This window comes from Streptomyces sp. NPDC058240 (assembly GCF_042882135.1).
GTDB lineage: Bacteria > Actinomycetota > Actinomycetes > Streptomycetales > Streptomycetaceae > Streptomyces.
The window spans coordinates 41,548-59,468 of sequence record NZ_JBHVWT010000028.1 but is presented as its reverse complement, the minus strand read 5'-3'; the positions used below and the strand labels follow the sequence as shown (position 1 = coordinate 59,468).

General features: G+C 70.2%; 17 protein-coding genes, 1 pseudogene and 1 riboswitch. Of the genes and pseudogenes, 1 reads left to right on the top strand and 17 read right to left on the bottom strand.

Annotated features, from left to right (window positions below; translation table 11 throughout):
* Positions 1-145: 145 nt before the first annotated feature.
* The 9 genes from ACFVX4_RS30345 to rpsB form a co-directional block, all read right to left on the bottom strand.
* Positions 146-1,171: an ABC transporter ATP-binding protein gene (locus ACFVX4_RS30345; RefSeq protein ID WP_389983147.1), complete on the bottom strand. Its 1,026-nt coding sequence runs from the start codon at positions 1,169-1,171 to the stop codon at positions 146-148.
* A gap of 2 nt (positions 1,172-1,173) precedes the next feature.
* Positions 1,174-2,787: an ABC transporter permease gene (locus ACFVX4_RS30340; protein WP_389983216.1), complete on the bottom strand. Its 1,614-nt coding sequence runs from the start codon at positions 2,785-2,787 to the stop codon at positions 1,174-1,176.
* Between the two features lie 131 nt (positions 2,788-2,918).
* Positions 2,919-4,031 (bottom strand): thiamine ABC transporter substrate binding subunit, encoded by a 1,113-nt coding sequence (locus ACFVX4_RS30335; RefSeq protein WP_389983144.1) that lies wholly within the window; start codon positions 4,029-4,031, stop codon positions 2,919-2,921.
* Positions 4,032-4,104: 73 nt separating this feature from the next.
* A riboswitch (TPP riboswitch) is annotated at positions 4,105-4,221 on the bottom strand.
* Between the two features lie 55 nt (positions 4,222-4,276).
* Entirely contained in the window at positions 4,277-5,383 is a 1,107-nt protein-coding gene (gene rlmN, locus ACFVX4_RS30330; protein WP_093899078.1) for a 23S rRNA (adenine(2503)-C(2))-methyltransferase RlmN, read from the bottom strand.
* 93 nt (positions 5,384-5,476) lie between these two features.
* On the bottom strand, positions 5,477-6,562 hold the full coding sequence (locus ACFVX4_RS30325) for a phosphatidate cytidylyltransferase (RefSeq protein ID WP_389983141.1): 1,086 nt from the start codon (positions 6,560-6,562) through the stop codon (positions 5,477-5,479).
* Positions 6,562-7,119, bottom strand: a complete 558-nt coding sequence (frr, locus tag ACFVX4_RS30320) for a ribosome recycling factor (protein ID WP_266427315.1) — start codon at positions 7,117-7,119, stop codon at positions 6,562-6,564. Before frr ends, ACFVX4_RS30325 begins: the two co-directional genes overlap by 1 nt.
* A 179-nt stretch (positions 7,120-7,298) precedes the next feature.
* Positions 7,299-8,075 (bottom strand): UMP kinase, encoded by a 777-nt coding sequence (gene pyrH / locus ACFVX4_RS30315; protein WP_385334261.1) that lies wholly within the window; start codon positions 8,073-8,075, stop codon positions 7,299-7,301.
* Positions 8,076-8,234: 159 nt separating this feature from the next.
* Positions 8,235-9,071: a translation elongation factor Ts gene (gene tsf, locus ACFVX4_RS30310; RefSeq protein WP_266427310.1), complete on the bottom strand. Its 837-nt coding sequence runs from the start codon at positions 9,069-9,071 to the stop codon at positions 8,235-8,237.
* 99 nt (positions 9,072-9,170) lie between these two features.
* The gene (rpsB, locus tag ACFVX4_RS30305) at positions 9,171-10,109 is read right to left on the bottom strand and encodes a 30S ribosomal protein S2 (protein WP_389983139.1); all 939 of its coding nucleotides are present in this window, start codon (positions 10,107-10,109) and stop codon (positions 9,171-9,173) included.
* A gap of 278 nt (positions 10,110-10,387) precedes the next feature.
* Between rpsB and ACFVX4_RS30300 the strand changes: the two are divergent.
* Positions 10,388-11,056, top strand: a pseudogene (locus ACFVX4_RS30300) (murein hydrolase activator EnvC family protein); the annotation flags it as partial.
* 80 nt (positions 11,057-11,136) lie between these two features.
* Here ACFVX4_RS30300 and ACFVX4_RS30295 read toward each other — a convergent pair.
* The 8 genes from ACFVX4_RS30295 to lepB all read right to left on the bottom strand — a co-directional run bounded on the left by ACFVX4_RS30295 (position 11,137) and on the right by lepB (position 17,880).
* Positions 11,137-11,703 (bottom strand): TetR/AcrR family transcriptional regulator, encoded by a 567-nt coding sequence (locus ACFVX4_RS30295; protein ID WP_385334329.1) that lies wholly within the window; start codon positions 11,701-11,703, stop codon positions 11,137-11,139.
* 118 nt (positions 11,704-11,821) lie between these two features.
* Positions 11,822-12,658 (bottom strand): RNA polymerase sigma factor WhiG, encoded by an 837-nt coding sequence (whiG, locus tag ACFVX4_RS30290; protein WP_385334257.1) that lies wholly within the window; start codon positions 12,656-12,658, stop codon positions 11,822-11,824.
* 240 nt (positions 12,659-12,898) lie between these two features.
* Positions 12,899-14,059: a DNA-processing protein DprA gene (gene dprA / locus ACFVX4_RS30285; protein ID WP_389983136.1), complete on the bottom strand. Its 1,161-nt coding sequence runs from the start codon at positions 14,057-14,059 to the stop codon at positions 12,899-12,901.
* Positions 14,060-14,166: 107 nt separating this feature from the next.
* A complete protein-coding gene (locus ACFVX4_RS30280) occupies positions 14,167-15,792 on the bottom strand; it encodes a YifB family Mg chelatase-like AAA ATPase (RefSeq protein WP_389983133.1) in 1,626 nt (541 codons plus the stop codon).
* Positions 15,792-16,151 (bottom strand): YraN family protein, encoded by a 360-nt coding sequence (locus ACFVX4_RS30275; RefSeq protein ID WP_385334251.1) that lies wholly within the window; start codon positions 16,149-16,151, stop codon positions 15,792-15,794. The genes ACFVX4_RS30280 and ACFVX4_RS30275 overlap by 1 nt, the downstream gene beginning before the upstream one ends.
* 128 nt (positions 16,152-16,279) lie before the next feature.
* Entirely contained in the window at positions 16,280-16,588 is a 309-nt protein-coding gene (locus ACFVX4_RS30270; RefSeq protein ID WP_003965949.1) for a DUF2469 domain-containing protein, read from the bottom strand.
* A gap of 64 nt (positions 16,589-16,652) precedes the next feature.
* Positions 16,653-17,141 (bottom strand): NUDIX hydrolase, encoded by a 489-nt coding sequence (locus tag ACFVX4_RS30265; RefSeq protein ID WP_266427245.1) that lies wholly within the window; start codon positions 17,139-17,141, stop codon positions 16,653-16,655.
* The gene (gene lepB, locus ACFVX4_RS30260; RefSeq protein ID WP_389983129.1) at positions 17,131-17,880 is read right to left on the bottom strand and encodes a signal peptidase I; all 750 of its coding nucleotides are present in this window, start codon (positions 17,878-17,880) and stop codon (positions 17,131-17,133) included. The genes ACFVX4_RS30265 and lepB overlap by 11 nt, the downstream gene beginning before the upstream one ends.
* Positions 17,881-17,921: the final 41 nt, after the last annotated feature.

The following is a 17,921-nucleotide window of genomic DNA, read 5'->3' as shown; positions in this document are numbered from 1 at the left end:
TGTCCGCGAAGACGTGCCGGAGGTCCCCGGGGCGGCCGGAGCCGCGCTCCGGGGCATCAGGCAATCGTCCGGCCGATGGCCGACTCCCGCGACCGGTGCCGCCTCCGGCGCGCCCGGTCCGGTGAACGCCGCGGGACGCGCCCGGTCAGGAGCGGGCGGACAGGACGACGGTCTCCGCCGCCTCGAAGGCGACCCCGACCACCGCGCCTTCCTCGGGGGCGTCCCGCAGCGCGCACTCCGCCTCCAGGACCGGACCGCTCCGCGGCGTCAGCCGTACCGCGACGTGGTTGCCCCGGAACGTACGCGTCCCGACCACGCAGCGCAGCCCCCCGTCCGGGCCGCCGATCCGGACCCCGGCCGGACGCACCAGCAGATCGCAGGCTCCCTGCGGCGTGCCCTCGGGCACCGGCACCCTGCCCCACACCGTGTCGGCGACGGTGCCGGTCACCGTCGCCTGGACCACGTTGTCGAAGCCCAGGAACCGTGCGACGAAGGCGGAGGCGGGCCGCTGCCAGACCTCCAGCGGGGTGCCCGCCTGGGCGATCCGCCCGTCGCGCATCACCACCACCCGGTCGGCCAGGGCGAACGCCTCGCCCTGGTCGTGCGTGACCGCGAGCACCGTCGTACCCAACTGCCCGAAGAGCGTGCGCAGTTCGACGACGAGCCGCTCACGCAGACCGCGGTCGAGCTGGCCGAGCGGCTCGTCCAGCATCAGCAGCTTGGGCCGGGGGGCGAGGGCCCGCGCGAGGGCGACGCGCTGCTGCTCACCGCCGGACAGCGCGGCGACGGCGCGCCGTTCGGCGCCGGGCAGGCCCACCAGGTCGAGGAGTTCACCGACCCTGCGCTCCTGATCGCGGCGCGACACCCCGTGCATCCGCAGCCCGAACGTGACATTGGCGCCGACGTCCCGGTGCGGGAAGAGCTGGTGGTCCTGGAACATCAGGCCGAGACCGCGCCGGTGCACCGGCACCCCGGCCTGGTCCGCGCCGTCCAGCAGCACCCGGCCGCCGTCCGGCGGATGCAGCCCGGCGACCACCCGCAGCAGGGTGGACTTGCCGCTTCCGCTCGGCCCGAGCACACATACGATCTCGTGCTCGGCGACCTCCAGGTCCACCGCGTCGAGCGCCGCCCGCTCGCCGAAGCGAACCGTGGCCGATTCCAGTGTCAGCATCTCTAGAACTCCCCGGACCGGTCCGTGCGGATACGTTCGAGCAGCAGCAGCGAGACGGCGCAGACCACCATCAGGATGGTGCTGAGGGCCATCGCCTGGCCGTAGTTGAGCTCCCCGGCCCGCCCCAGCAGCCGGGCCACGGCGACCGGCAGCGTCGGGCGGTCGGGCCGCGCGATGAAGACCGTCGCGCCGAACTCACCGAGCGAGACGGCGAACGCGAAACCGGCCGCGACCAGCAACGCCCGTCGCACCAGCGGCAGATCGACCTCCCGCCAGGCCCGCAGCGGTGACGCCCCGAGCACCGCGGCCGCCTCCCTGAGCCGCCCGTCCACCGCGCGCAGGACGGGCAGCATGGTCCGTACGACAAAGGGCACACCGACCAGTGCCTGGGCGAGCGGCACCAGGATCCAGGAAGTCCGCAGATCCAGCGGCGGCTTGTCCAGGGTGATCAGGAAGCCGAAGCCGACGGTGACCGCGGACACCCCGAGCGGCAGCATCAGCAGCGCGTCGAAGCCGCGCACGAGCCGGCCGGCGCGCCGGGTCAGCGCCGCGGCGGCGAGCCCGCCGATGACCAGGGCGATGACCGTCGCGACCAGCGCGTACTGGAGGGAGTTCCAGATCGCTTCGAGCGGCGCGACCAGGAACGTACCACCACCGGCGTCCACGGACCCCAGCGCACGGTAGAAGTCGAAACCATGACCGCCGGCGGTGTCCACCGAGCGCTCGACCAGTACCCCGAGCGGCAGCAGGATCAGCAGCAGTACGGTCAGCAGCACCCCGCAGAGCAGCGCCCACTGCCCGGCACCGCGCGGCCTGCGGGCGGTCCGAGCCGGGTCGACCAGTTTCAGCGCGGTCTCCCGGCGCCGTACGGTCCACGCGTGCACGGCGAGGATCGCGCCGACCGCGGCGAACTGCACCAGCGTCAGCACGGCGGCCGTCGGCAGGGCGAGCAGCTGCGCGGTCTGCCGGTAGATCTCCACCTCCAGCGTGGAGTACCCGGGACCGCCGAGGATCTGCACGACTCCGAAGGAGGTGAAGGTGAAGAGGAAGACCATCAGCGCGGCCGCGGCCACCGCGGGTGCGAGGGCCGGCAGGGTGACCCGCCGCCAGGCGGCGAATCGCCCCGCGCCCAGCACCCTGGCGGCCTCCTCCTGCCGGGGGTCGAGCTGGGCCCACAGCCCGCCGACCGTCCGTACGACCACCGCGTAGTTGAAGAAGACATGGGCGAGCAGAATCGCCCAGACGGTGGTGTCGAGCCGTACGCCCCAGAGTTCGTCGAGGAATCCACCGCGTCCCAGCAGCGCCAGGAAGGCCGTCCCCACGACCACGGTCGGCAGGACGAACGGCACCGTGACGACCGCCCGCAGCAGTTGTTTGCCGGGGAAGTCGAAGCGGGCGAAGACATAGGCGCCGGGCAGCGCGATCAGCAGGGTCAGCGCGGTCGAGGCGAGCGCCTGCCAGCTGGTGAACCAGAGGACGTCGCGGATGTCCGGCCGGGTCAGCACCTCGCCGATCCGGCCGAACTGCCAGACGCCGTCGGCTTTCAGGCCGCGGCCGACGATCGCGGCGACCGGGTAGGCGAAGAACAGCGCGAAGAACGCGACGGGCACGGCCATCAGGCCGAGCCGCACCGCGTTCCCGCGCCGGGCCTTCGCACGGGCCGACTGCGCGTGCGCCGACCGGTCCCGAGGAGCCTTCCCGCCCTCGTCGTTCCCGCTCGCGTCCGGTCCGCGTACGGGACTCTTCGTTACTTCACTACGAGCGAGGACCACGACTGGACCCACTGCTCACGGTTCTTGGCGATCAGGTCCGGGGCGACGGTCGTCGGCCGGTCCACCGTCGCGCCGAACTTCGTGAAGAGCTCCGGCAGCTTCGCGTCCTTGGCGACCGGGTTCACGAACATGTTGAGCGGCATGTCCTCCTGGAACCTCTTGCTGATCAGGAAGTCCAGCAGGGCCTTGCCGCCCGCCTCGTTCTTCGCGCCCTTCAGCAGGCCCGCGAACTCGATCTGGCGGAAGCAGGTCCCGGTGGCGACGCCGGTCGGCGCCTTCGCCGGCTGCGGCTTCGCGTACAGCACCTCGACGGGCGGGCTGGAGGCGTACGAGACGACGAGCGGCCGGTCGGCCTTGGCCTTCTTGCCGCCCGCGGAGCCGGAGAACTCCTCGTTGTACGCCTGCTCCCAGCCGTCGACGACCTTGACGCCGTTGCTCTCCAGCTTCTTCCAGTAGTCCTGGTAGCCCTTCTCTCCGTACGTGGCGATGGTGCCGAGGAGGAAGCCGAGGCCGGGCGACGAGGTCCCGGCGTTCTCGGTGACGAGAAGGTCCTTGTACGCGGGCTTCGCCAGGTCGTCGAAGGACTGCGGCGGCGCGAGCTTCTTGTCGGCGAAGTACTTCTTGTCGTAGTTGACGCAGATGTCGCCGGTGTCGATCGGGGTGACCCGGTGCCCGTCCGCGTCGAGCCGGGTGTCTGCCGCGACCCGGTCGATGCCCTTCGCCTCGTACGGCGTGAAGAGCCCGCTGTCGAGGGCGCGGGAGAGCAGCGTGTTGTCGACGCCGAAGAACACGTCACCGCGCGGGGAACCCTTGGTCAGGATCTCCTGGTTGAGCGCGACACCCGCGTCGCCGCTCTTCAGCACCTTGACGGTGTAGCCGGTCTCCTTGGTGAACTCCTTCAGTACGTCCTTGGAGGCGTTGAAGGAGTCATGGCTGACGAGGGTCACGGTCTTGGAGCCCGAGCCCTTCGTGCCGCCGGAACCGGAGGCCGAGTCGTCGGAACTCCCGCACCCGGCGAGTGCGGTGACGCCGAGTGCGGCGGCGACGGCCGATGCCGCGAGCTGCCTGGTCCTGCGCGTGGTGCTCATTGTGGATTCCTCCTGGGTTTTGGCCAGGAAGAGACGCGGCCCCGCCCGCGAAAAGCGGGCAGGGCGCAACAGCATGAGTTGATGACCGAACTTCCTACCCGGAATGACCCGGGCGAGGTTCAGAGGGTCTGCGGCCGACCTGTCCTCGGTGCCGCACTCTCAGCGCTGTGGCGCTCCCCTGTCGGAATATGAAGTTGATTTCAGGCCCAGGCTACACGGGCCTCGGCGCCTGTCCGGGAGTGGCCTCAGCGCTCGGCCGCCGCCAGCTGCCCGCAGGCCCCGTCGATCTCCTGGCCCCGGGTGTCCCGCACGGTCACCGGCACCCCGTGGGCCGCGATCGCCTCGACGAACGCCTTCTCGTCCTCGGGGCGCGAGGCGGTCCACTTGGAACCGGGCGTGGGGTTCAGCGGGATCAGGTTGACGTGCACCCGCTTGCCCTTGAGGAGCCGGCCGAGCCGGTCACCGCGCCACGCCTGGTCGTTGATGTCACGGATCAGCGCGTACTCGATGGAGATGCGGCGACCGGACTTCTCCGCGTACTCCCATGCGGCGTCCAGCACCTCGCCCACCTTCCACCGCGTGTTCACGGGAACGAGGGTGTCGCGCAGCTCGTCGTCCGGCGCGTGCAGCGAGACGGCGAGACGGCACTTGAAGCCCTCGTCCGCGAAGCGGAGCATTGCGGGCACCAGGCCCACGGTGGAGACGGTGATCCCGCGTTGCGAGAGCCCCAGCCCGTCCGGCTCGGGGTCGGTCAGCCGGCGGATCGCGCCGACCACCCGGTTGTAGTTGGCGAGCGGCTCGCCCATGCCCATGAAGACGATGTTGGAGAGCCGCGCCGGACCTCCGGGGACCTCCCCGTCGCGCAGCGCCCGCATTCCGTCGACGATCTGGTGGACGATCTCGGCGGTCGACAGATTGCGGTCGAGACCGGCCTGCCCCGTCGCGCAGAACGGGCAGTTCATCCCGCATCCCGCCTGCGAGGAGATGCACATCGTCACCCGCTCCGGGTAGCGCATCAGGACGGACTCGACGAGCGTCCCGTCGTGCAGCTTCCAGAGCGTCTTGCGGGTGGTGTCGTCGTCACAGCTGATGTGGCGGACCACCGACATCAGGTCGGGGAACATCGCCTCGGCGAGCTTGTCCCGCGATCCGGCCGGGATGTTGGTCCACTCGGCCGGGTCGTGCGCGTACCGCGCGAAGTAGTGCTGCGAGAGCTGCTGGGCGCGGAACGGCTTCTCGCCGATCGCGGCGACGGCTTCCTTGCGCTCGGCGGGCGTGAGGTCGGCGAGGTGCCGCGGCGGCTTCTTGGCTCCGCGGGGCGCGACGAAAGTGAGTTCTCCTGGCTTAGGCATGGTTCATCCAGTGTCGCAGACAGAACAGTGAGGGCCCGCCGTCCTGTGGACAGCGGGCCCTCACTCGTAAAATCCCAGGTCAGGGGCCTGACCTCAGCCGGAACCGACGAACAGCACCAGCAGCAGCCAAACCACCGGGGCGGTCGGCAGCAGCGAGTCCAGCCGGTCCATGATGCCGCCGTGCCCCGGCAGCAGCGTGCCCATGTCCTTGATCCCGAGGTCCCGCTTGATCATCGACTCGCCCAGGTCGCCGAGGGTGGCGGTGGCCGCGACCGCGAACCCGAGCAGCAGCCCCTGCCACCAGGAACCGCCATCGATCAGGAACTGCATGCACAGCGCACCGGCGACCATCGCGAAGGCGACGGCCCCGAACAGGCCCTCCCGGGTCTTTCCGGGGCTGATGCGCGGCGCGAGCTTGTGCTTCCCGAAGCGCCAGCCGACGGCGTACGCGCCCGTGTCACTGACCACGGTCAGCAGCAGGAAGGTGAGCACCCGCTGCGGCCCGTCGTCGGCGGTCAGGAGCATGGCGACGAACGTGGCGAGGAACGGTACGTAGAACGCCGCGAACACACCGGCCGTGACGTCCTTGAGGTAGCCCTCGGGCGGCTCGGTCATCCGCCAGACGAGCACCGCCAGCGCGGTCAGCGCCATCGCCGCCCAGGCGCCTTCGGCGCCCTGCGCGTAACCGGCGACCACCATCGCCGCGCCACCCACCGCCAGCGGGATGAGGGGTGCCTTGATGCCCTTGCGCTCCTGGAGCCGGGAGGTCAGCTCCCACAGTCCCACGACGACGGCGACGGCGACCACACCGACGAAGACGGCCTTCACGATGAACAGCGAGGCGACGATGACGGCGCCGAGCCCCACACCGACCCCTATGGCGGCTCGCAGATCACGGCCCGCACGTTTCTTCTGCGGGGGCGGCGGCGCGGTGGACATGGGCTCCTGCGGCTTCTCGTCACGGAACAGGGGGCCGCCGCTCAGGCGTCCGGCCCCCTGGTCCCGGTCATCACGGTCGTCAGCGTCTCTACCTGCGTCGGGAACGTCCGGCACGATGGGCATGGGCCGAGTCTGCTGGGCGTCATACACATCGTAAGCAGGACCCGCCGGAGCAGCCCGCATCTCGGGCGCACCCCAATGGCCGGCTCCCTGCGGGGCGCCCCAGGAAGAGTCGTTCATCAGACTTCGAGCAGCTCGGCTTCCTTGTGCTTGAGCAGCTCGTCGACCTGCGCGACGTACTTCGCGGTGGTGTCGTCGAGCTCCTTCTCGGCGCGACGCACCTCGTCCTCGCCCGACTCCTTGTCCTTGACCAGCTTGTCGAGGGTCTCCTTGGCCTTGCGGCGCACGGCGCGGATGGAGATCTTGGAGTCCTCGGCCTTCGCCTTGGCGACCTTGATGTAGTCGCGGCGGCGCTCCTCGGTGAGGTCCGGGAAGGTCACCCGGATGATATTGCCGTCGTTGCTCGGGTTGACGCCGAGGTCCGAGTCGCGGATGGCCTGCTCGATGTTGCGCAGCGCGGTCTTGTCGAACGGCGTCACGACGGCCATGCGCGGCTCGGGCACCGAGAACGAGGCGAGCTGGTTGATCGGGGTCAGCGCGCCGTAGTAGTCGGCGACGATCTTGTTGAACATCGCCGGGTGCGCACGGCCGGTACGGATCGCGGCGAAGTCCTCTTTCGCGACGACGACGGCCTTCTCCATCTTCTCCTCGGCCTCGAGGAGGGTTTCTTCGATCACCACGTGCTCCTGCGTGTCTTGAGTGGGCCCGTCGTGCTCGAGCCCGGCGGGTCCTGCGTCGCGTCCTCACCTGCACGGTGTCCGACCGGCAGGCCGTTGTCCATCCTTCGGGGCCGGTCCTGGGGGTTTCCCCGGGGGCCCGGACCTCCCCGCGGTACTCCGGGAAGGTCCCCCGGTCCTCAGGCCCGGGTGCTCCGGTCACTCACGAGCGTGCCGATCTTCTCACCATTGACCGCGCGGGCGATATTGCCGGTGGCGGTCAGCTCGAAGACGAGGATCGGCAGGTCGTTGTCACGGCAGAGCGTGATGGCGGTGGCGTCGGCGACCTTGAGATCACGGGCGAGAACCTCGCTGTACTCGAGCGCGTCGAACTTCACCGCGTCGGGGTTGGTCTTCGGGTCGGAGTCGTAGACCCCGTCCACCCCGTTCTTGCCCATCAGAAGGCCCTCTGCGTCGATCTCCAGGGCGCGCTGGGCGGCAGTGGTGTCGGTGGAGAAGTACGGCATCCCCATACCGGCGCCGAAGATGACGACGCGGCCCTTCTCCAGGTGGCGCACGGCGCGCAGCGGGATGTACGGCTCCGCGACCTGCCCCATGGTGATGGCGGTCTGGACGCGCGAGTCGATGCCTTCCTTCTCCAGGAAGTCCTGGAGCGCCAGGCAGTTCATGACCGTGCCGAGCATGCCCATGTAGTCGGACCGGGCCCGGTCCATGCCGCGCTGCTGGAGCTCGGCACCGCGGAAGAAGTTGCCGCCGCCGATGACGATCGCGATTTCCGCGCCGTCGCGGACGACCGCCGCGATTTCCCGGGCGATGGCGTGTACGACGTCGGGGTCGACACCGAGACCCCCGCCGCCGGCGAACGCCTCTCCGGACAGCTTCAGCATGAAGCGTCCGGCCACCTTGCCGTCGTCGCGCTTGTGGTCACCTTGTGCGGCGTCCGCGCCCTTGTTCATGGAGATTCTCCTCGTGCACATACGAAGAAGGCCATTGCCGGTGGGTCTGGTGTCCCTCAGCGGCAATGGCCTCCTCGTCAGATCTGCGGTCGTACGGCGTGAGTGCGGCCGACGACTGCACTAGACCCTATCGGGGTCCACCGTTGTTCGCGGACGGACTCAGATGCCGACCTTGATGCGCGAGAAGCGCTTCAGGGTGACACCGGCCTCGTCCAGAACCTTCTGGACGGACTTCTTGCTGTCCTTGGCGAAGGCCTGCTCCAGGACGACGACGTCCTTGAAGAAGCCGTTGACGCGACCCTCGACGATCTTCGGAAGGGCGGCCTCGGGCTTGCCCTCCTCGCGAGAGGTGGCCTCGGCGACACGACGCTCGTTCTCGACCGTCTCGGCCGGGACCTCGTCGCGGTTGAGGTACTTCGGGGCGAAGGCGGCGATGTGCTGCGCGACGTCCTTGGCGACCTCGGCGTTCTCCTTGTCGAGCTCGACCAGGACACCGACCTGCGGCGGGAGGTCGGGCATCGTGCGGTGCATGTACGCAGCCACGTAACCGCCGGTGAACTGCGCGAAGCGGTCCAGGACGATCTTCTCGCCGAGGTTGGCGTTGGCCTCGTCGACGTACGCCTGGACGGTCTTGCCGGCCTCGATCTCGGAGGCGAGCAGCGCGGCCAGGTCGGCCGGGGAGGTCGCGGCGACGTGGGCGGCGAGCGTGTTGGCGACGGTCTGGAACTTGTCACCCTTGGCGACGAAGTCCGTCTCGCACTTCAGCTCGAGCAGAACGCCGGAGGTCTTGTCCTCGGAGATGAGGGAGACGACGGCACCGTTCTCGGCAGAACGGCCCTCGCGCTTGGCGACGCCCTTCTGACCCTTGATACGGAGCGCCTCGACGGCCTTGTCGACGTTGCCGTCGGCCTCGTCGAGCGCCTTCTTGCAGTCCATCATGCCGGCGCCGGTCAGCTCGCGGAGCTTCTTGACGTCAGCGGCGGTGTAGTTCGCCATGAGTCTGTATTTCTCTCTCGAAGTCTGAAAGATCTACGGGTGAACGGCGGGGGCGGTGCTTGTGGCACCGGCCCCCGCCGTCATCAGCCGTGACGGGTGTCAGGCCTGCTCGGCGTCCGCGGCCGGGGCCTCGACAGCGGCCTCGGCCTCGGCAGCGGGGGCCTCGGCAGCGGCATCGGCCTCGGCCTCGGCCGGCGTCTCGGCGGCGTCCGCGACCTTCTCGGTCTCGGCGGAGGTCTGCACCTCGGTGTCGGCCTTCTTGTCGCCCTCGAGCAGGTCGCGCTCCCACTCGGCGAGCGGCTCGCCGGCGGCCTTCTCGCCCGGCTTCGAGTCACCGGTGGCGGCACCGGAACGGGCGATGAGGCCCTCGGCGACGGCGTCGGCGATCACGCGGGTGAGCAGGGTGACGGAGCGGATCGCGTCGTCGTTGCCCGGAATCTTGTAGTCGACCTCGTCGGGGTCGCAGTTGGTGTCGAGGATCGCGACGACCGGGATGTGGAGCTTGCGCGCCTCACCGACGGCGATGTGCTCCTTCTTGGTGTCGACGATCCAGACGGCGCTCGGCACCTTCTGCATCTCGCGGATACCACCGAGGGTCTTCTCCAGCTTGGCCTTCTCGCGGGAGAGAACCAGGAGCTCCTTCTTGGTGAGGCCGGAGGCGGCCACGTCCTCGAAGTCGATGAGCTCGAGCTCCTTCAGACGCTGAAGGCGCTTGTAGACGGTGGAGAAGTTGGTGAGCATGCCACCGAGCCAACGCTGGTTGACGTACGGCATGCCGACGCGCGTCGCCTGCTCGGCGATGGCCTCCTGGGCCTGCTTCTTCGTACCCACGAACATGATGGAGCCGCCGTGGGCGACGGTCTCCTTGACGAACTCGTAGGCGCGGTCGATGTACGACAGCGACTGGAGCAGGTCGATGATGTAGATGCCGTTGCGCTCGGTGAAGATGAAGCGCTTCATCTTCGGGTTCCAGCGACGGGTCTGGTGACCGAAGTGGACGCCGCTTTCCAGCAGCTCCCGCATCGTGACGACGGCCATGGCCGTACTCCTTGAGGTGCTCGGTTGTCGCGACCGCAGGATTGCTGTCGCGCCTGACGCCCCGACGCGCCGTGCCACGAGGGACCGAGGAGCGCGGCCACCCTCCGCAGAGAGGGAGGTGGCGGGGCGTGCGAAGTCGACCCGGTGACCCGGATCGCCATAGGAAGTGTACGGGACGGCCCGGGTGCCGGGTGACGGCGCTGTCCACAACCGGTTGGCTGTCCACAGATCCGGTTCATGATCCCTGCGGACCGGGTGGGCTGCGGGACGGTTCTGCCATGCAATGCACAACTGATCCGACCTACCCGACCGGCCCGACCGGCCCGACCGACCCGGCTGATCCGACCTGCCCGGCCTACCCGGCAGAGCCCGCTTCCCTTCGCGTGCGGAGGGCGCTCGTGGCGGCGGTGGTGGCCCTGCTGGCCGCGCTGTGCGGCCCATCGGCCGCCACGGCCGGAGCACCGGCCCCCGGACCCGTTCCCGCGCCGACGCCGACGTCGGTGGGCGACCGGGGCTGGCCGCTTGCGGGACGGCCGGCGGTCGTACGGGGATGGGAGCCCCCGGCCGGCCCCTACGCGCGGGGCCACCGCGGGGTCGACCTCGCCACGGAGCCGGGGGCGGCGGTGCTCGCCGCCGCCTCGGGACAGATCTCGTTCGCAGGGCGTGTGGCGGGGCGCGGGGTGATGGCGATCGAGGTGGCCGACAGCGGCGATCCGCCGCTGCGGACCACGTACGAACCGGTGCGCGCGCTGGTCGCGAAGGGCGAGAAGGTGACGGCGGGGCAGGTGGTGGCGATCGTGGAGGCGGGGCCCTTCCACTGCACGTCGGGCTGTCTGCACTGGGGACTGCGGCGTGGTGACACGTATCTGAATCCGCTGTCGCTGCCGCCGCCGCTGTTGCGGCGGGGTCCGTCCCGGCTGCTTCCGGTGTTCGGCGTGCCCGAGCCCGCGAATTCGGCCGGGGGGACCGGGGACGGACTCGCCGCCCCCGGCGTTCTGCTCGCGGTCGCCGCGACGCGGCGACCGCGTCAGTCCCGTACGCCCTGCACGCCTCGGAGGATCATGGTGACGGCGGTGTCCGCGATCACGGACGGCTCCTCGGCCACGGCCAGTTCGATACGTCGCACCGCGGCGTCCACCGAACCCTGGAGCAGCATCGCCGCCAGCCTCGGCTGTGCGTGGCCGAGGTCGCCGAGCGCCTCGACGATCATGGCGATCAGCCCGCCGTGTGCGGCCCTGATCTTCTCGCGCGCCCCGGCGTCCAGTTCGCTCGCCGAGATGGCGACGACCGCGCGGTGGCGGCGGTCCCCGACGAGGTCGAGCTGTCGGCGTACATAGGCCTCGATCTTGCCCTCGGGCGTCGTGGCCTGCTCCATGGCGTTCTCGACCTCGGCCGCCCAGACCGGGAAGTCGACGGCGCAGAGCTCTTCGACCACGGCCGCGCGGGAGCGAAAGTACTCATACACGGAGGACCGGGCGAGGCCCGTGCGTTCGGCGAGGGCGGGGAAGGTCAATGCCTCCGTACCCCCCTCGGACAGCAGGGAGCGTGCGGCGTCCAGGAGGGCGCCGCGCTGCATGGTCCGGTGCTCGGCCACCGAGGCCGCTCGAATCCTGGGCACGCGTCCACTGTACGGCGACCGGTGTTCGAGAGGGCGCGTACACCCCTGATCCATGACCGAAGCGGCCATGGCCACTACCGGCCTCGCGTGGGACTCAGCGTCCGGCGTCGGCCAGTTTCGCGCGCAGCTGGAGCACCGATTTGGTGTGGATCTGACTGACCCGGCTCTCGGTGACCCCGAGCACATTGCCGATCTCGGCGAGGGTGAGGCCCTCGTAGTAGTAGAGCGTCACGACCGTCTTCTCGCGCTCCGGAAGCGTGTTGATGGCGCGGGCGAGCAACCGTCTGAGCTCGCGGTCCTCGGCGACCTCCACCGGATTGTCGGCGGCGGTGTCCTCCAGGGTGTCCATCAGGCTGAGCCGGTCGCCGCCCTCGCCGCCGACATGCAGCAACTCCTCCAGCGCGACCACGTTCGCCAGCGACAACTGGCTGAAAACCGCGTGCAGTTCCTCCAGCGCGATCCCCATCTCCGCAGCGACCTCCGCCTCGGAAGGGGTGCGCCGCAGCTGCGCCTCCAGCGTGGCATAGGCGCGTTCCACTGCGCGCGCCTTCTGGCGCACCGAGCGCGGGATCCAGTCCAGCGCACGCAGTTCGTCGATCATCGCGCCACGGATGCGGGTGATCGCGTACGTCTCGAACTTGATCGCGCGCTCGATGTCGAACTTCTCGATCGCGTCGATCAGGCCGAAGACCCCCGAGGAGACGAAGTCCGCCTGCTCGACATTGGAAGGCAGGCCCACGCTCACCCGGCCCGCGACGTACTTCACCAGCGGCGAGTAGTGCAGGATCAACTGCTCCCGCAGCCGCTCGTCGCCCGTGGACTTGTACGAACGCCACAACTCGTCGAGCGAGGAGGGTGCAGAGGGGCGCACAGTGCCACGCGCAGCCGGTGGTACTGCCGCGCGGTCAGACCCGGAGGTGTGCTGGGGCATGTGGTGCCTTGAGCCGTTCTGCTGTGAAGTGCTGGGACGTATGTCTGAGTCGGAATCCTCGTGAGCGTAGCGTGACTGTGATGTCGCGGTCCGCGCAGGATAAGGGATCGGTACTCTGCGGATCCGGCCGATCCGACATGACTGAGGCCCGAGACCGTCGCCGCGTGCGTCGGCCCCGGAGGCGTCACTGAAGGATCCGCCGAGGTCATCTGCATCACCTTTTCACCCGAATGCTCCAGGTCAAGTACCGCCTCGCCGCGCGTCGCCATTGCAAGTCGGTCGCGGCGTCAACTGCCATCCATCGCCATCCCGTTCGACGAACCCCAGTGAGTGCAGTTCGTACAGCCTGCCGAGCGCCTCGTCGGTACTGGTGCCGGCGGCGCGAGCCACATCGCGCCCGCTGACGGTGCCCCGGTACGGCAGTGCGTCGAGGATCCTGGCGGAGACCGCGTCCAGCAGGTCCCTGGGATGCACGGGGCCGCGTCTGGCCGGAGCGAGTTCACCGATGTCCCCCACCAGTTCGGCGACTTCCGAGGCATCGGTCACCAGGATGCCCTCTCCGCGCAGGAGTTCATGGACCCCTGCCGACAACCCACTGGTGGCGGGGCCCGGCACGCCCATGGTGAAGCGGCCGAGCTGTTGTGCGCAGCGCGCGGTGACCAGCGAACCGCTGCGGTATTGGGCCTCGACCACGACCGTCCCGCGCGTCAACGCGGCGATGACCCGGTTCCGGAGGATGAATCTGCTACGGGTGGGATGATCGGACGGTGGCAATTCGCCGATGACGAGCCCCTGTTCCGTCATCCGTCCGATCAGCTCGGCGTGTCCCCGGGGGTAGGCGATGTCCACCCCGCAGGCCAGGACCGCCATTGTCGCCCCGCCGACGGCGAGCGCGCCGCGGTGCGCCGCTCCGTCGATCCCGAACGCGGCTCCCGACACGACCACCCACCCCAGCTCCGCGAGTCCCGCGCCGAGGCCGGCCGCCATGTGCGATCCGTAGGGCGTACAAGCACGGGCGCCCACCACGGCGACCGAGCGCAGCGCCCAGAGCCGCAGATCGCGGGGCCCCCGCACCCACAGGCCGGTCGGCCTGGCGTCCGCGAGGTCGTCGAGCTGGCTGGGCCATTCCCGGTCCCCGGGACAGATGAACCGCCCGCCGAGCGCGGCGACCACCGAGAGGTCGCGCCCGGGGTCGGCGCTCTCGGCCCGCAGCCGGTACCCGGCGAGCCGTTTCGGCGTCATTCCGCTCAGCTGCTCCGCGGTGCCGTCCCTGGTGGTGATCCGCCGTATCAGTTCGACGGCACCGCACTCGCGCAGCCAGCGGCCGCCGCGCTCGTCCCCCGGCTCGATGATGCGGGTCAGAGCGGCCCGTGCCAGCCGCTCCCGGCTGCTCACTGCCATCCCCGGCCCCGTCCCGGGCGCCTCCCCCGGGTCTTGTTCCGGGACCCGGTGCCGTGCGTCCCCCGACGGGTCCCGCCCCTTTCCCTGCCCGCTGTCCGCCCCCGGCCTCATGACGCTCCGGCGTTCGTCAGGGCGCCCCGCGGAATACCGGTCCGCAGTTCCAGCGCCACCGCGATGTCCGACGCGTCCGGACAGTCGGCGCCGCGCAGATCGGCGACCGTCCACGCCACCCTGAGCACCCGGTCCAGGCCACGCGCGGTGAGCATGCCCCGTTCCATGTCCCGTTCGGCTTCCATGAGCGCGCCCGGTGCCGCGGCCAGCCGGGTCCGCAGCTCATGGCCGGGCACCTCGCTGTTGGTGGACCACGCGGTGCCCGCCAGCCGGTCCGCGGCCCGCGCCCTGGCCTCCCGGACCCGGGCCGCGACGGAGGCTGTCGACTCGCCCCGGCCACCCTGCCCCATCAGGTCCTCGCGCCTGACCGGGTCGACGAGCACCCGCAGATCCACCCTGTCGAGCAGCGGGCCGGAGAGTCGTGCCTGGTAGCGCCTGACCGCCGACGGCGGGCATTCGCAGCCGGCACCCCTGAGGCTGTGCCGGCCGCACGGGCAGGGGTTTGCGGCCAGCACCATCAGAAATCGGGCGGGCAGCCGTACCACCCCGGCGCTGCGTGCCACCACCACATGCCCCGATTCCAGCGGCTGGCGCAGCGCGTCCAGTGCCCGCACGGAGAATTCGGGCGCTTCGTCCAGAAAGAGAATCCCTCGGTGGGCCAGCGAGACCGCACCGGGCCGCGGCAGCCCGTTGCCCCCGCCGACCAGCGACTGCATCGTCGCCGAGTGGTGGGGCGCACAGTAGGGAGGCCGGGTGACCAGTGGCTCTCCCGGCGGCAGAATGCCTGCCACCGAGTGCACCGCGGTCACCTCCAGGGATTCCTTCCTGGTCAGCGTCGGCAGGATCGCCGGCAACCGCTCGGCCAGCATGGTCTTGCCGGCGCCCGGCGGTCCCGAGAGCAGCAGATGGTGACCGCCGGCCGCGGCGACCTCCAGAGCCTTGCGGGGCCGCGCCTGCCCCGCCACGTCCGCCAGATCCGGTGAATTCCCCTCGCCCTGACCGGCCCCGCGGGCGAGCCCGGTACCGATGCCCGCGCCGGGCACCATCAGCCCGGCCAGCATGGTGTCGGGGCGCCCCCCGTCGTGCGCCTCCCGCTCGTCGGGCACCGGCTCCTCGCAGAGCACGGCGATCAGCTGCCGCAGGCTCCGTACCCCGAGGACGGAGACCCCGGGGACCAGCGCCGCCTCCCCCGCCGTCTGTTCGGGCACGACGACCTGGCGGTACCCGGCCTCCGCCGCGGCGAGCACGGCCGGCAGCACGCCGCGCACCGGCCGCACCCGGCCGTCGAGTCCGAGCTCACCGATCATCACCACATCGGCGATGGACGCCGGATCGATCCGCTCGGCCGCACCCAGCACCGCGCAGGCGACAGCGAGATCGAACCCGGAGCCGCCCTTCGGGACGGAGGCCGGTGACAGGCCCACCGTGAGTTTCTTCTGCGGCCACTCGGCACCCGAGTTCACCACCGCGGCCCTGACCCGGTCCCGGCTCTCCACCAGGCTCTTGTCCGGCAGCCCCACCAAGGTGAACGCGGCCACCCCCGCCTCCAGGTCCGCCTGGACCTCCACCACCACACCCTCGACGCCGACGAGCGCCACCGAGCACGCCCGCGCGAACCCCATCAGGCCACCCCCCGCGCATGCTCGGCGACGGGCGCTCCGCGCCTGGGCAGCACCACTCCGACCAGGTCGATCCGGACCCCGCCGGACGGCGGGCCGCCGTGCCGGTCCATCCAGATACCGGCCAGCCGCCGCAGCCGCTCCGCCTTGACCGGCGTGACGGCCGCCATCGGATGCTCGAACGCGCCCGCCCTGCGGGTCTTCACCTCGCAGACCACGAGCGCGTCGCCGTCCATCGCGACGATGTCGATCTCACCGGCGCGACAGCGCCAGTTCCGCTCCAGTACGGACATGCCGGCTTCGGCCAGCAGCCGTGCCGCCAGATCCTCGCCGTACCGCCCGAGTGCCCCCCGTGCGTTCATTTCGGCACCACCTCCGGGACCGACTCTGACGCGTCAGGTCCCGGCTTGTGGATCTTGGTGGACAACTCCGGAATTGTGGATAACCCGGCCACCCGGAAGTGGGAATCGAATCCCCCCTTGGAGTGGGCTCAGCCACCCGGGAGTTCGAGATCGCTCTTGTTGAGCTCCTCGATGTTGACGTCCTTGAACGTCAACACCCGTACCTGCTTGACGAACCGCGCGGGCCGGTACATGTCCCAGACCCAGGCGTCCGCCATCGATACTTCGAAAAACACCTCGCCCTGGACCGAGTGCACCTGCATCTCGTAGTCGTTGGTGAGGTAGAAGCGCCGTTCGGTCTCGATCACATATTTGAACAGACCGACGACATCTCGGTACTCCCGGTAGAGCTTCAGCTCCATCTCGGTCTCGTACTTTTCGAGGTCCTCGGCGCTCATTGGCATGTTCCCCTTCAGCCGTGCGTCCCCCCATTGTGCGCCAGGCCCCGGGCCCCCTGGGCGCTTAGGCGATTTCGGGGTCCAGAACCAGTGGCGTACGCGGGGGACCCTCGTCGAGCAGCGTGCGCAGCAACTCGGCGAGCCTGGTCGGGTACACCGTCTCACGCGCCGCCGACAGTTCGGCGGAGGTCCACCACCTCAGACCCGCGACACTGCGCTGCTCCAGCCCGGTCAGCCCGCTGGTATCGGTGACGGTCCGTGTCGTACGTGCCAGGAAATACCACTCGTCCTGGTCCCAGCGGCGGCCGTCGAACGGGAACGAGCACATCCGCTGCCAGAGCAGCGGGCCGAGTTCGACATCGGTGATGCCGGTCTCCTCCGTGAGCTCGCGCAGCGCGGCCTCCTCCCGGGTCTCGTCGCCCTCCAGACCGCCGCCGGGGGTGAACCACCAGGTGCTCTCCGGATCCTCCGGTTCGAACCCGTGGATCAGGAGGATCCGGTCGTCGGGGTCCAGGAGCACTACGCGGGCGACCTTCCGCTTCTCAATGCGCACCGGCGGGAACCCTTCCGCGCTTGTTCCGTGCCGATCGCGCGGACCGTGCCGCGATCGGGCCGTATGCCGCACCGCCCAGGATGAGCACCACGCCCACGATCACGGCCCCGAGCTGCAACCGCAGCGGTCCGGGCGACGACACCCCGCCGGGGAAGGCGGCGAAGGCCCGCGGACGCTCGACCATGCCGTTCATCGGCCAGGCGATGGCATCCACCCGGGCCTGCACCGCGTCGCGGGGGACGGAGCCCTGCCCCGCGTCGTCCAGGTGGACCCGGGAGTCCAGTGAGGCGGTGCGTTCGTCGCCCAGCAGGAAGAGCTGCCCCTCGGGCACCTCCGCGGTGAAGTCCTGGGCCGAGGCGAGGCCCTTCGTGTGCAGATACGGTTCGTCAATGGGCTTGCCGTTGACCGTGAGCCAGCCGCCCTTCGCGCAGCAGGCGATCTTGTCGCCACCGATCCCGACGACCCGCTTCACCATCGGCATGTCGCCCCACGCCGGATCGGTGAAGACCACCACGTCACCGCGGCGCACCTCGCTGCCGTCGATCCGCTGCGCGAGCACCCGGTCGCCCGAATGCACCGTCGGCGTCATCGACTCGGTCGGCACCGTGTACGGCTTGTACACCACAGCCCCCCAGGCGAACCCGCCGAGGAAGAGCACACAGCCGACGGCCACGGCCAGCCCCGACAGCACGCTGCCGAGCCGGCCGTGACCGTCACCCGTACGTCCTTTTCCGCTCATCCCAGCGTCCCCCCACCTCGGAGATCGACAATCGCTGATCC

Excerpts from the sequence above, each read along its gene's own strand:
- ACFVX4_RS30345 (WP_389983147.1), bottom strand. The coding sequence starts at position 1,171 with ATGCTGACACTGGAATCGGCCACGGTTCGCTTCGGCGAGCGGGCGGCG.
- ACFVX4_RS30340 (WP_389983216.1), bottom strand. The coding sequence starts at position 2,787 with ATGGCCGTGCCCGTCGCGTTCTTCGCGCTGTTCTTCGCCTACCCGGTC.
- ACFVX4_RS30335 (WP_389983144.1), bottom strand. The coding sequence starts at position 4,031 with ATGAGCACCACGCGCAGGACCAGGCAGCTCGCGGCATCGGCCGTCGCC.
- rlmN (WP_093899078.1), bottom strand. The coding sequence starts at position 5,383 with ATGCCTAAGCCAGGAGAACTCACTTTCGTCGCGCCCCGCGGAGCCAAG.
- ACFVX4_RS30325 (WP_389983141.1), bottom strand. The coding sequence starts at position 6,562 with ATGAACGACTCTTCCTGGGGCGCCCCGCAGGGAGCCGGCCATTGGGGT.
- pyrH (WP_385334261.1), bottom strand. The coding sequence starts at position 8,075 with ATGAACAAGGGCGCGGACGCCGCACAAGGTGACCACAAGCGCGACGAC.
- tsf (WP_266427310.1), bottom strand. The coding sequence starts at position 9,071 with ATGGCGAACTACACCGCCGCTGACGTCAAGAAGCTCCGCGAGCTGACC.
- rpsB (WP_389983139.1), bottom strand. The coding sequence starts at position 10,109 with ATGGCCGTCGTCACGATGCGGGAGCTGCTGGAAAGCGGCGTCCACTTC.
- whiG (WP_385334257.1), bottom strand. The coding sequence starts at position 12,658 with ATGCCCCAGCACACCTCCGGGTCTGACCGCGCGGCAGTACCACCGGCT.
- dprA (WP_389983136.1), bottom strand. The coding sequence starts at position 14,059 with ATGGCAGTGAGCAGCCGGGAGCGGCTGGCACGGGCCGCTCTGACCCGC.
- ACFVX4_RS30280 (WP_389983133.1), bottom strand. The coding sequence starts at position 15,792 with ATGGGGTTCGCGCGGGCGTGCTCGGTGGCGCTCGTCGGCGTCGAGGGT.
- ACFVX4_RS30275 (WP_385334251.1), bottom strand. The coding sequence starts at position 16,151 with ATGAACGCACGGGGGGCACTCGGGCGGTACGGCGAGGATCTGGCGGCA.
- ACFVX4_RS30270 (WP_003965949.1), bottom strand. The coding sequence starts at position 16,588 with ATGAGCGCCGAGGACCTCGAAAAGTACGAGACCGAGATGGAGCTGAAG.
- lepB (WP_389983129.1), bottom strand. The coding sequence starts at position 17,880 with ATGAGCGGAAAAGGACGTACGGGTGACGGTCACGGCCGGCTCGGCAGC.